The sequence below is a fragment of the Parasedimentitalea marina genome (assembly GCF_004006175.1).
Classification (GTDB): Bacteria; Pseudomonadota; Alphaproteobacteria; order Rhodobacterales; family Rhodobacteraceae; genus Parasedimentitalea; species Parasedimentitalea marina.
In genome coordinates, this window is sequence record NZ_CP033219.1 from 1,697,430 (window position 1) to 1,709,255 (window position 11,826).

Consider the following 11,826-nt stretch of genomic DNA (forward strand, 5'->3'; position numbering starts at 1 on the left):
CCATAATGATTTTTAGACGTGTACTTGATCGGTCTGGGATTGCATTCACCATTTTTGGGAGAGCTAGTTAGAGGATCTTGACCTTACTAGAGCATTAACAAAAGCTGTATATCGCCTCCCGAATGACGCTTTGTCACCACCCAACGCGGGCTGTTTGGCTTGTCCCTAACAACCCACCCGTCATCATCAATTCGCCCGTCACCGGCCTTAACCGCCAATTCTTCAATAACGCTGACGGTCGGCTCAATCCCAGCAGCCCGTGCACTGGCCATCGTCTCCTCAGAAATTGACACCACCCGCGACCGTGACCCCAAGCGCGTGGCAACCTCGCGTGGCAGCATCGCCACAGGCACAGACCCACTAGCGCTGCCCTCATGAATACGGCGCACACGCCAGGACGACGCCATGTCCCGAGCAGCGGCATGGGCAATGGCCGGATCGGCGCTGCCGAGCTTGCCCCGCAGGAATTGCTCCATTTGGCGTTGTCGATATTGGCCGGGGTTGCTCTCCCAACCTGGATCAATGCCCGAGGGGATGGATTTAATCTCGCCGGTGCGTTTGTTGAACACCTCGCGCATCGGGATCTCGGGGCTGTCGGCGATGCCAATTTCATCGGCTTCGCGCCGGGTGATCTGGCGCACGTGACATTTGCAGCCCCAGCCGTTGGGCGGATACCAGGTTTGCCAAAACGGATCGTCAACCGGTAACACCAACCCGTTCTTGGCCTCATGGCTGGGGCGGTGGCGTTGGCTTGGACCCAGCAGATAGACCAGATAGGGCAGGGCGCGTTTGCTGCGTTGGATGCGATCCCATTGGCCGGCGGCACGGGCCGAGCGCATATTGGCCCGGTAAATGGTTTTTAGTCGACGCGGTGAGCCCAGGCGCACATTGCGCACCTCGCCGGTGACAGGGTCGACCTGGTCTTTGACGCCCCACCACCCCATGCTGCGCAGACGCGGCTCCAGTTCCTTCTGGAACTGCTCATAGGGAATGCCCTGGTCCAGAGCTTTTTGCAGTTCGTCACGAATGGACTGCAGAACGTCAACTTGCATGGCCTTGGCGACAGTAAAGCTGACGGCGTGTTCTTCTGGTTCGACATCCTGCCAGTTGAACGAGGGTTTCAGGCTTTTGTTGCGCAAAAACGCCGAGGCCTCGGGTGGTGGACCGGGGTTAAAGCTGTAGCCCGGCTTGTCGGTCAGCTCAGTCATTGCCACTGTCGCCCAGGGCGCGGGCCTTAAAGGCGGATTTAACCAGGGTATCAATCAACGGGCGCGTATCCATTTGGGGGAAAGTATCAGCCAGGGCGGCAAGGGCCTCGTCATAGGTGGTGGTTGTTTCCAAAACCTCCATCACCGGCGCAAGGATGGGCGAAACAACTTCGACCCAGTCTTCGGCCAGCTCGCCTTCCAACGCGTCCAGAGCAACATAAGGATCTGGCGGGGTATCTTGGGCCCGGTTCTTAGCGGTGGCCTCACTCTCGCTGGTCTCTGGTTTGGCCGTTCCAAGAACTTCGTCGTCGCCGTCCGGTTCCGAATAGCCCAGTTTGGCCCGCACCTCGGATTGCTTCACTTTCATGCCCCGGTCCACCAGTTCAGCCGTATGGCGCAGAGTCAGGTCCAGATCCTCGGCTTCTTCAATGATGATATCCAGCTTTGGATATCGCAGTTGCACCCCGTAGTGCAGATCCACGTAAGGCTTGACCAGGTCGCGCTTCAAAGTACCCGTGACGGATCGTGCATCCGCCTTGGCCACATCATGGCGCACCTCGTTGTGAACCTCGGCCTGGGCCTGAGACGAGCCATTGTCCGAGGTCATGGTTTGCCCCAGAACGGCCTTCGATGTTTGCTCGTCCACCCAACGTGCCAGGCTTTCAAAGACCTGGGAATTGGCCGCGCCGGTCATCGCCTGGACGAATTCTATCTTCATACCTTCGGGAATAACCGCCGCCGCGTCAGTACCGATATTGGCCACGGCGTTGAACAACACGTCCACGTCTTCAGCGGTAGCGCTCGGCCCATAGCGCCCCAAGCGCAGGGGCAAGCCGTAGGTCTCGATAAAGGCGATCCAGTCTTTGACGGTGTAGTTTTTGCACATCCAGCCGAAGGAGACCAAACGCGCCAACCCACCTCGGATCGGCAGGCCAGATTTCAGCTTGGCCCGATGGGAAATCCACTTGAACGGGTCCAGTTCAACACCGTCAACCAGATTGGCCTCATCCACCATGCGCACCTGGCGGCCGGTCTCGCGATCAAATGTGAAAAAGCGCGGGTCATGATGCAGGAATTCTTCAACATGCCACACCCGTTTGTTGCGCTGCCAGACGATTTCGACCTGAGAGAAGCCTTTGCCCAGGGCGTCCAGCATATTCTCAATCAGATCTGAAAACCCCTCGTGCTCGGATATGTTTTCGCGCACGTCGTCGGCGATCTTTTTATCCAGCGCACTGTCAGAGGCCGGGGTAACAATTGGGTCGACACCTGAAATGGCCCGCTTTCGAATGCCCAGCACCGAGGCATAATGGGGGTCGCGCTCTTCCATTTCCTCGGCCAGGACCAGGTAGTCGTAAAGGTTGCCCTCATTTGCAGCCAACAAGATGCTGGATAGGCGCGATGGGGTAAGGCCCGACGCCACGGTTGGGGCCCAGGCATTGCGAATGGTGGTCAGGCCCGGTTCTGGAATTCTCTGTGTGAGCTGTTGGGCTTTTACCGGGCGTCCGTATGCGTCGAGCCATTGATGGGCCATTACCAAATTCCTTTTTGGGCGCGAAAGCCTGCGGTCAGTTTAAGCGGGCGTTGGGTATCTTTGCCGCCACCTGGGGGCACCGGGCGGTAGACGAAGGGTTGGTATTCGGTTTCGGCTCCAGCGCAGGCCAGGGCCGCTGCCCAAAAGCGGTCAGCGTGGCCGTCGGTGTCTGTGTCGGCGACCAGGCGGCGCACACCGGTAGGGCCGGTCACGGATTTGATGGAATGCAGATCCGCGCGTAACTTGGGGTCGCCTTCGGGGATCAGCATGGATCGATCCTGGAAACGCTCTTTCATGCCGGTGGCCATGTCGAGCTTGGCAGGGGCAGTAAAGATCACCCCTTCAACCCGATCCTCGCCGTGCGCCGTCTTGGCATCTTCCACCGGCTTTTCGCCCATGCCGGTTTGGTCGATGCAACAGCGGGCAACACGGTAGCGGCGGAACACATCCGCCAGTAGCGCGTCCTGGCGGGCAAATTTGATGCGCTTCTCGGCAATGATTTCTCGGGTGATCAATTGGCCGTCGACCAGTTCCATGACCCAGATCACAAACAAGTCGTTGCGGGCGGCAATATCAACGCCGACATAACAGATGCCGCCACGATAGAGGGCAGGGTGACCGGCGCGCACATCCTCGCAGGAGGAAATCAGATCGTAATCCAGCCAGCTTGAGGCGGCGTCCAGCCACTTCAGCTCAAACTCTTGCGACCAGGCGTCCTCGTCGGACATACCGGCGCGCAGCTCATCGATGTCGACGTCCAGACCCTGTTTGACGGCCTCGTAAATATCGACGTGATGCTTGGAGAAGTTGTTGTCCACGGTGGTCATCAGATCGTGGAACTTGTTGCCCTTGCCGTTGGGGGTGCTGATGACGCGAATTTTGTGACCGCCCCGCGCTGCAACCGGAAAGGCAGAGCCCCAGATCCGGCGGCTGTCCGCATGGAAGGCGAACTCGTCAAACAGCATATTGCCACCAAATCCACGCGCCGCATCTGGCGAGGCGGAAATAGCCGTAATGCGAGACCCGCCAGGATAGCGCACCTCCTGGGCTTTATACTTGGCCTCTTCTACATCGATCAGATGGGTGTCGCCGTTCTGGATGACTTCGCGTTTATGGGCTGGGACAATGAAGTCTTCCTCGGAAAACTCAGGCCGCCCCTTGCGCGCTAATGTTGAGTAGGCCGCATAAAAGCCCTCGGTCATTGGCTTTACAGCGTCTTCAATGGCCTCCTTAGCGGTGGCCTCGGATCGTGACAGAATGGTCCAGCGGGTTTTGTGGCCGTCAATTTCTGCGTTAATGCAGTCGTCAACGATTTCCCCGCCCGAGCCGAATGTCTTGCCACCGCGTCGGGTAAACATACCGATCTTGAAACGCGATTTGTCAGCAATCCATGCCTTTTGATACGGCAGGAACGTGATGACTGGCTCAAAGCTAACCGGCATAGCCGTCTTCTCTCGCCTCTGCCCAGGCGCTCATACAACGCGCGGCAAGGCTGTCTTGCGCTGGGTCATTGCCCAACAGGTCCGGGGCAAAGTCATGAGGGCCTAAGCGCCAGAGGTGACGACAATTGAGCGAATTCACCACATCCTTTTCTGCAGGGTAGACCTCAATTGCGCGGGCCTCAGCCCCCCAGGTGGCGTTTTTGATGTCCTGCAATTGGTCCCAGGTGATCTTGCCATCATGGATGACCCATAGGTGGCCGATGCCAGTGTCGACGTGGACCTCATAACCATGGGCCTTTGATGTGCGAATGTCGGGTTCAGCCATCAGGCAAACCCCATGATTTCTCGGGCCTTCTGGGCGGCCTCTTTTTCCACATCGCCGGCTTCGACCGCATCGTCCAGTTTGCTGGCCATCGCGGCGCGTTCCGCTTCTACGATCCGTTCCCGTTCGGCTTCCATGATTTGTTCGCGAATGCCGGAACTGGCCATGACGTCCTTCAACATCTTGCCGAGGAAGTGCAACTCGCGCGGATCGATGTCTTTGCCGTCCATGGCCATCTGGCTTTGCATGACCTTGAAGGCCAGAGTAGTGATCATCTGAAACAGAACGTTGTGACGTTGCGCTTCTTCTTCCAACCCGTTGTCATTCATCCAGCCTGCAGCCCAGGCGCTGGCCTCATCCTGGTATTTGACGAATTCGGCGTATTCGGTTCCATAGGCATGAATGGCGGATTTCTTGATCCGCAATTCAACGCCTTCTTCTTCCAGACGAAAATTCAGATCTTCGGCCAGATCCTCATAACCGGAAAAGCCGCGCTCTTTCAGCGCGTCCTGTAGCCACTTCTTTAGCTCTGCTGGTAGCAAATCGACCTTGCGAGGTGGGGGCATCGTTATTGACCGCCATCGGGCAAGCGCACCCCTTCATCAACGATTTCGTTGCGGGCCAGGCGTTTTCCACGTTTGGTAATCTCGGCAATGATCACGTCGCCGTCACCGCCGGTCTGAACGAGGCCCTTTTCTTCCAGCCAACTCACTGCAGCGATGATTTCATTGTAATAGGATGGAATGCCGCAACCTTTGGCCACGGCCAGCAGAATATCTGCATTCGCGGGCTGACCGTTGACCTGGTGTAGGTAGCCGACAATAGCGCCTCTTCGGGCGATTTTCTGCTCTTCTTGATAACTGTTCATTTGAGGTCTCTCAGAAATTTCTCATGAGCGCCGACTGTGCGTTCAACACGGTCCTGGCTGGCGGAGAGGCTTTCCATTTGGGTGAGGATTGCTTTCACGTTGCCGTTCATCCGCTCAATGCCGATGTTCAGATCGTGAAATTCGTTCTTGGAGGGCAGTGTCCTAACTTCCTGCTCGAGTTTCTGAATTTTCAGATCGTGCTCGTCCATGCGCTTGGAGCCAGTGTGAAACCGCTTGTCCACGTCTTTGCGGCGGGTGGCGAACCATGTGTAAATTATGGCCGCAACAGCCATTGCCAAATTTGTGAACTTAATACTCGTATCTAGATCCAAGTTCACTTGCCTCCCTCACGCCAGGCGCGGACGGCCTCGTTGTCTGACGGCTCAATAGCGGCTTCGGACAATCCAGCGTCGGTGCCGGTCTCGGCAGCGCCTGGGCTGTCATGCCGAAGGGCACGGATTTGGCTGATGCTTTCCAGAACCTGCGGCAATCGCGCCGTGCTTTGCGTGATAGCCTGGCTGAACTCTTGCGATTTCATTTGGAAGCGTCCGCCAAAATAGAAAGCGACAATGGTTCCGGCCAACCACCACAGCGGATCTGGCACCAAAACCAGCCCCTGCATCCGTTCGGCAAACCAAAGCGGATCGTACATGGCCGAGGCAAACAGCGAAAAAATGGCAATCACAATCAACGGGCGGGGCAGGCGGTTTAATCCGTCCATAAAGCGGTCAAAGCGCCCCTTGCGTTCCACCTGAAACTCAGCCCCGAACTGACCCAAGGCCGACTGGGCATAATCGGCGCGGCGCTGTGCACCTGCTTCGGTGTTTTCCATGAACACCTCGGCGGTCTCGGCAACCACATTACGGCCACCACCAAAAATCAATTTCAGCAGGTTCATGACCAGCCCCCCACGCGCTTGGAAAATTCTTGATCTGTCATGTGGAACTCAGGGCTGATGAACTCCTCGGCCCGCTTGATCCAGCCGCCTTTGCCACCAGCCCGGGTGCGGGCGTATTTGCGCGACTTGGCGCGCCGGTCAGCAAGGCGAAAATAGTAATTGCGACGGGCGATGCCGTAGGCGTCTACGAAATATGCGCCAGCCTTTTTGAAGGCCCGGTGGACGGCGGCGGCGGACTGGGGCCCCAAGGCCCCGTCAACAGTCACCGGTTCCTGAAAATCCCGAAGCAGCCGCTGCAGGATCTTCACCGCGTTACCGCCTGCGTTCACATACATGTCGAACATCGAGGGCTGCAGCTCAACAGGCAGCAGATTTATACGCGGTCTCTCGAAATAGTGCTTGATGAAAATATCAACGGCTTGGGGCCGGGTCAGCAAACGCACGTCCGCCGCGTCCACATCGCCATCGCGGTCCAGGTCCAGCCCCAAACGGCGCATGGTGTGGATGGTCACGCCGTAATTGGTGGCCCCGCCAGGATCGTCGGCGTCGTTCACATAGCCGCCCTCGCGCGCGACAATATCTTTGGCAATATTCTGAACTGAGTGCATTCCTACGCTCCATCTGTTTGGAGCGAAACTAGGCCGGTTTAAGGGCTAAGCCTTCCCTGACAACTGTCGGGGGTAATTGGTATTAAAGGAAAAAGTCTTGCTGTCGGCCACCCGACAGCAGTGCCGCTACTCGTTCCACAGTTCTCACGTGGACGTCAACCTCGGCGGCAATTTCGGCATGGCTCATGCCCTGGTCGAGCAACGCGGCGATACGTTGGCGACGTCCTGTTTCACCGCCATAATTACCGGTTGGGATGATTACGTTTCCGCTGCCCAAAAGCTTGATAATCGCAGCGGCGTTTTCCTCACCAACTATTTTTGCCAATGCGCCGTTGGGGGTTGGCGTCTTTGGAATATAGATTTGCCGACCGCCACGCGCCATGGCCAGTTTGATTGCGGCGTCCTGGTTGACCTCTTCAGTGATTAAGGCCAAGACGCCGGGCAAATAGGGTTTGAACGTGCGGTTCAATTCCGATGCTCCAACCAGTCAAAATCAATACCAGCACGTACACCCCAGGCCTTCAGAGCTTGGATCACAGCGTTGATTTGTTTGTGATCGCGTAGCATGTCGACGTCGGCAGGCACTGAGCCCCAGGTGTTGCCAAACTGGTCCCGAATGAACTTGTTGAGCCCGGCGCGGCTGGGATCGCGCAATTCGCTTGCCTCCCCGAGCTTTGTCCAAATCACATGCACCAGGCGCAGATCTGGGCGCGGCGCAGCTTTGTGCTTTTTCTTGCCTTTTGAAGAGGTTTTAAAGCCGTCGGCTTTGAGCCGTTTAAGCACCTTCAATAGGTCGTCGTCGCTCATGTCTTTCATCGAGTGCTTACCGGTCACAACAAGCTGCAAGGCACGGCGCGCGTCACCGTCCAGGCCAAGTTCGCGGCACCCGATGTGGATCTTTTGCTGCAGGGCGCGGTTCATCAGGACACCTCGTCTAAGAAGGGTGCAACCGGGTGAGACGTCGCCACGTCGGCTTCCATCCGGCGCATGGTGGTTTCCATTTCTTGGCGCGCGATGGTGTCAAACTCACCGGGTTCCATTTTGGAAAGAGCTGCGTCCGTTTTAAGCACCGAGAGCCGGGCCCCTAAAACCAAGGAAGCCCGCCGTTGTTTGATCGCAAAGGCGGTGAAGCTGCTGCGCAGGGCCTGGCGCATTTCTGTTTTACTCTTTGCCATTCTAGGGTCCTTTCTTGGGTTGGGGCTTCAGGCTTTTGCCAAATCAATGGTGATGTGCTGCCACTTGGCATCCAGTGTGGGACGTCGGTAGCAGCGCACATAAGTGGATTTACCCACCACACGCATGGCGTCGCGAATGGCCTGCATGGCGCGTGTCCAGCGGGTGTCCTGGATGTCCAGTTGCAAGAGTTTGTAAATCTCGGCGCGATTGATCTGGCCTTCTTTGTCGGTGTTGAAGGCATTGGTGACGATGGCTTGCAATTCGACCGGGGCTTCGGCGGACCATTCATTCAGGCATTCGTCAACAAGGCCCTTGGCAACCTGCAGTTCGGGACCAAAGTCAAATTGGTCGGCCACCGCCACTTGAACCTTAAATAGGCCATCAAAGCTCATCAGGGTTTTGTTGCCTCGTTTGCCGCCAATGGTGGACCCGTATTCCTGTTCCAGGATCGCCTCAAAGTCTCCAATGTCGTCAAAGACATGTTCCTTGAAACGGGCGGTCTGGGTGCTGAGCGCCAAGGCGTATCCGGCAATCTTGCGCACCGTTTCGTCCTGGAGCTGGTCCTGGGCTTTGACCAGGTCAATAGGCACCAGGCCGCCCTTGGTATCGGTCATGTAGGTATTGCCGTTTGCGGTTACGCGACCGTCGGATATTGGTTCGGGCTCAAATTGGCTTGGGGTTTGGGTGGTCAATGGATCTGCTCCGTTTTGCGGGCTTCGTTCAGGATTTTGCATCTGCAAACCTCCGGGATTTGAAGACAAGTTTGACGTCGGCTTCGGGCGTTGCTGTGTCCGCCGGTTTGGTGGATTTCGGGTCGTTGCGCGGGCACTTCCGGCAAAACCGGGTCATCAGAACACGCTGAGGATCAGAGGACGTGCCGCGCCGGATTTCATCGCGCCAATGCAGGCAGATCTCGGAAGCGATTTCACCGATGGCCGGGCAGTCAATGTCGCCGCTGATGTAGATCTCGCGCACCCGCATGGCGACGTTGTCATAGCTGCCCTGATAGCTCTTTCGAATAACCTGGCTAACGGCTGCGGCGCTGATACCAAGGCGGGCTGCAACCTTGTTCTGCGAGCTGCCGTCGCACTCTTTGATCAGGGTCATGATCCAATCGGGGAGCTCGTCGCCCCAGGCATCTTGCGCCACAATCTCACGGTCGCTGATTATGAGGTTGCCCATGTGACCTCCTCCCCCTGGACATAGACAACACGGCCCTCGTTCGGGTCGACCACGACGGGAAGACGTTTAATCGTTGGGGGCAGCGGGCCTGTGTCGCGCACCAGGTGGTAGCGAACCGATTGCGCCGAGGTGCGGCCCCGGCGGCTGTCTTTCAGATACCCGGCTTTTTCCAATGTCGAGCAGTAACTGCGGATGCCCTTTTCTGAGAACTCGCCTTCAAACCCGGCAAAGGTCATCAGCATGTCCTCAACGGTGAACTTGTTCGCAGCCCGCATTGCCGTCCAAATCCGGCCTTCCGTGGACAGACGTTTGTCCTTGGCCCGGTTCATGATTTCCAAGGTCGAGAACGCGGTATAGTAGGGCTTGCCATTGTCATAACCGGCAGATCTCAGCAGGCCGGCGTTTTCCAGGGACCTCAAAAACAATGTGGTCTTGTTATCCGGGGCGATTTTCTGCGCCAGGACAAGATCGCGGGTGAACCGGAGCTGCTGGCGCACAAAATCCCAAAGCTTTTTCTCTTCTGGCGTTTGCGGCGTCCAGGCCTGCACGGGCAGGGCCGTGTCCTGGAATGCGGAAATCTTGGAACCCAGCCTGTCAGAGCGCCATTGCGCATCCATAGCGCTGGTATCAATCAAAGCTGCATCGCCCGATAGGCTGGCCGGATCTTGCGCGGTGTAATAGCGAATGTTGCCCTTGCGCTGATAGAGTTTGACCAGGTTCAGGCGGGCCAGACTACGCAGGTAGTTGGTCCGCTTCCAATCCCCGGCAGCACAGAAGGCATCGACATCAGCGTGGGTGAACACCTGGCGCGATTGGATGAATTGCCAGATTTCCTGCTCATGTGCCCCGGATGGGGCGTGTGCGCTCATAGGGCACCCCCAACCGCTAGAAACTCATTCCCGGCGGGAAAGGGTTCCTTGCCCCAGTCCTTTAGGGTGACTTTCTGCATGTTCCAGGTGCGGGCCATGGTTCTGACATGGGCGATGCAGGTGCAAATCTCGCGCACCTTGCCACGTCTTTCCGAGACAATATGCTCCAGCAAATCTGGGGAGATTTCAACGCCACGGCCATAATACCCCGCAAGGGATTGGGCATCGTCCAGACTAGCCGGGTGAGCCGTGACCCGCTGCATGACACGGCTGGCGATGGCAGTGTATTTGGCCAGTTTCGCCGGGAAGTCATAAGGGCCAATCAGGATCAGCGGCACGTCTGAGCGGTCATGCAAGAACCGGATACTGTCAATCATCCGGGGTTTCAGGGCGTGGTCGGCCTCGTCAATGACCAGGGTGCGCCCAGCCTGGGCCAGGCTTTCCTGGGCGCGCATTTCCAGATAGGCGGTGGAGCCTTTCTCGCGGGCCCCAGCTCGTTCAGGATCTTCTCAAACAGGAACTTACTGGTGTAATTGTTGGTCAGCTGAATATGCAGGATATCCTGGTGCGCCGAGGCAAACATTGCGGCATGGGTTTTGCCCACTCCGGGTTCGCCGTGAAGGACACCGATGCCGGGCAGGCCTATGTCACGGTTTTCCAGCGTCTCTATCAGCGAGGCCAATAGGTAAACATTGGTGAGCGGCTTTACATATTCGCCGAGTTTTGTTCTCTGTAACATTGGTACCTCTGCTTCTTAGGTGTGCCATTGGGACGGCGTTTTTGGCGATCAACCGGCGTCGTCCCGTTTGGCAAATTCTTCTACTTTCTGAAAACCGCGATACTCGGGCAGCTCGATGTAGCTGCGCAGCCAATCGGCCTCGCCACTGCCAACCCGTTTCCCGGCGTCTGATTTCGCGATGATGTCTTTGGCGTCTTGGAACCGCTCTTTGGGGGTTGAAGCGGGTTGAAACCGCCCAACGGCCTTGGGTTTTGGATCTAATTTCGCCTTGTCCTTCACCCGCTGCTCGAAGGCTTGCCGCGCCTCAACCACTACTGGATCTGACGTGACCTGATGGCGAGGAACCGACACGGTCTTTTGCTGAAAACCGGTTTCACAACCTTGGCTTCAACCAATTCCGATTGCGTCGCCGCTCGGGCGGTCCTGTCGGCGGCAATCTCTTGAACGGACAGAGGGCGGTGGGCCTTCAGAAGCTCCTTTTGTGCTCTCTTGATCCTGTGATTACGGCGTTCAACTTCCTTGGCCCCGGTAACGTTGAAGAACCCGACTGTTTGCCGACATTCGGCAAATCCGAGGTAAGACCCGTCGAGCTCGTAGATATGAACACCGGAATGCAGATCCTCTGGATCAAATCGGGCCACAATCTTTTGCCAGCCCGCTCAGACATCCAGTCTGAATGATAGAAGTTCCTGAACAGTTGGAGCTGGCCGTTGTCCTTGTTCAGCTTGCCGGTCTCTTGACCCATCAGCCAAAGGCGACGTTGATCCTCGGTTGCCTTGCGGATAGGGGCTGTGGCGTAGCTCTCCGCAAATGTCTCGTCGAAGGATCGCCCCCGTGCAGTAGGGGACAATCGGCCCTCGCGTAAATTGTGCTCCTCAACTCCTTCAGCCACAACCTTCACAAAATCGTCTAGAGGGATCGCACGATTGCCGTAGTTTTCGGGTTTGGCATCTGGACGGTTGCCAGTATAAGCGCCGTCA

Annotated in this window: 16 protein-coding genes and 2 pseudogenes; all 18 read right to left on the bottom strand. The window is 57.1% G+C overall.

All coding sequences use genetic code 11. From position 1 onward, the window contains the following. Positions 1–86: 86 nt before the first annotated feature. Complete coding sequence (locus EBB79_RS08210) at positions 87–1,208, bottom strand: phage head morphogenesis protein (RefSeq protein ID WP_127748458.1); 1,122 nt, start codon at positions 1,206–1,208, stop codon at positions 87–89. Further along, positions 1,201–2,742 (bottom strand): DUF935 domain-containing protein, encoded by a 1,542-nt coding sequence (locus EBB79_RS08215; protein WP_127748459.1) that lies wholly within the window; start codon positions 2,740–2,742, stop codon positions 1,201–1,203. Before EBB79_RS08215 ends, EBB79_RS08210 begins: the two co-directional genes overlap by 8 nt. Beyond that, positions 2,742–4,184, bottom strand: coding sequence for a phage terminase large subunit family protein (locus EBB79_RS08220; protein WP_127748460.1), 1,443 nt, complete (start codon positions 4,182–4,184; stop codon positions 2,742–2,744). The genes EBB79_RS08215 and EBB79_RS08220 overlap by 1 nt, the downstream gene beginning before the upstream one ends. Next, positions 4,174–4,509 carry a DUF7694 domain-containing protein gene (locus EBB79_RS08225; RefSeq protein ID WP_177627793.1) on the bottom strand — a complete coding sequence of 112 codons (336 nt, stop codon included), beginning with the start codon at positions 4,507–4,509 and terminating at the stop codon, positions 4,174–4,176. The genes EBB79_RS08220 and EBB79_RS08225 overlap by 11 nt, the downstream gene beginning before the upstream one ends. Beyond that, positions 4,509–5,072 carry a phage protein Gp27 family protein gene (locus tag EBB79_RS08230; RefSeq protein WP_127748461.1) on the bottom strand — a complete coding sequence of 188 codons (564 nt, stop codon included), beginning with the start codon at positions 5,070–5,072 and terminating at the stop codon, positions 4,509–4,511. The genes EBB79_RS08225 and EBB79_RS08230 overlap by 1 nt, the downstream gene beginning before the upstream one ends. A 2-nt stretch (positions 5,073–5,074) precedes the next feature. Next, positions 5,075–5,374 (bottom strand): hypothetical protein, encoded by a 300-nt coding sequence (locus EBB79_RS08235; RefSeq protein ID WP_127748462.1) that lies wholly within the window; start codon positions 5,372–5,374, stop codon positions 5,075–5,077. Further along, entirely contained in the window at positions 5,371–5,706 is a 336-nt protein-coding gene (locus tag EBB79_RS08240) for a DUF2730 family protein (protein WP_127748463.1), read from the bottom strand. Before EBB79_RS08240 ends, EBB79_RS08235 begins: the two co-directional genes overlap by 4 nt. 2 nt (positions 5,707–5,708) lie before the next feature. Beyond that, positions 5,709–6,272: a holin family protein gene (locus EBB79_RS08245; protein ID WP_177627795.1), complete on the bottom strand. Its 564-nt coding sequence runs from the start codon at positions 6,270–6,272 to the stop codon at positions 5,709–5,711. Beyond that, complete coding sequence (locus EBB79_RS08250; protein WP_127748465.1) at positions 6,269–6,880, bottom strand: holin-associated N-acetylmuramidase; 612 nt, start codon at positions 6,878–6,880, stop codon at positions 6,269–6,271. The genes EBB79_RS08245 and EBB79_RS08250 overlap by 4 nt, the downstream gene beginning before the upstream one ends. A gap of 82 nt (positions 6,881–6,962) precedes the next feature. After that, a complete protein-coding gene (locus EBB79_RS08255) occupies positions 6,963–7,349 on the bottom strand; it encodes a helix-turn-helix domain-containing protein (protein WP_202977648.1) in 387 nt (128 codons plus the stop codon). Then, positions 7,346–7,801, bottom strand: coding sequence for a gp16 family protein (locus tag EBB79_RS08260; protein WP_127748466.1), 456 nt, complete (start codon positions 7,799–7,801; stop codon positions 7,346–7,348). The genes EBB79_RS08255 and EBB79_RS08260 overlap by 4 nt, the downstream gene beginning before the upstream one ends. Beyond that, positions 7,801–8,055, bottom strand: a complete 255-nt coding sequence (locus tag EBB79_RS08265; RefSeq protein ID WP_238705028.1) for a hypothetical protein — start codon at positions 8,053–8,055, stop codon at positions 7,801–7,803. The genes EBB79_RS08260 and EBB79_RS08265 overlap by 1 nt, the downstream gene beginning before the upstream one ends. A 27-nt stretch (positions 8,056–8,082) precedes the next feature. Beyond that, positions 8,083–8,790, bottom strand: coding sequence for a DUF3164 family protein (locus EBB79_RS08270; RefSeq protein ID WP_127748467.1), 708 nt, complete (start codon positions 8,788–8,790; stop codon positions 8,083–8,085). Beyond that, positions 8,777–9,238 (bottom strand): hypothetical protein, encoded by a 462-nt coding sequence (locus EBB79_RS08275; RefSeq protein ID WP_177627797.1) that lies wholly within the window; start codon positions 9,236–9,238, stop codon positions 8,777–8,779. The genes EBB79_RS08270 and EBB79_RS08275 overlap by 14 nt, the downstream gene beginning before the upstream one ends. Beyond that, on the bottom strand, positions 9,223–10,107 hold the full coding sequence (locus EBB79_RS08280) for a hypothetical protein (protein ID WP_127748468.1): 885 nt from the start codon (positions 10,105–10,107) through the stop codon (positions 9,223–9,225). Before EBB79_RS08280 ends, EBB79_RS08275 begins: the two co-directional genes overlap by 16 nt. Beyond that, positions 10,104–10,846, bottom strand: a pseudogene (locus EBB79_RS25435) (AAA family ATPase). Before EBB79_RS25435 ends, EBB79_RS08280 begins: the two are co-directional and overlap by 4 nt. Before the next feature lie 48 nt (positions 10,847–10,894). Next, positions 10,895–11,197: a hypothetical protein gene (locus EBB79_RS08295; RefSeq protein ID WP_127748469.1), complete on the bottom strand. Its 303-nt coding sequence runs from the start codon at positions 11,195–11,197 to the stop codon at positions 10,895–10,897. A 115-nt stretch (positions 11,198–11,312) separates the two neighbouring features. Then, positions 11,313–11,771, bottom strand: a pseudogene (locus EBB79_RS25580) (hypothetical protein); the annotation flags it as partial. Positions 11,772–11,826: the final 55 nt, after the last annotated feature.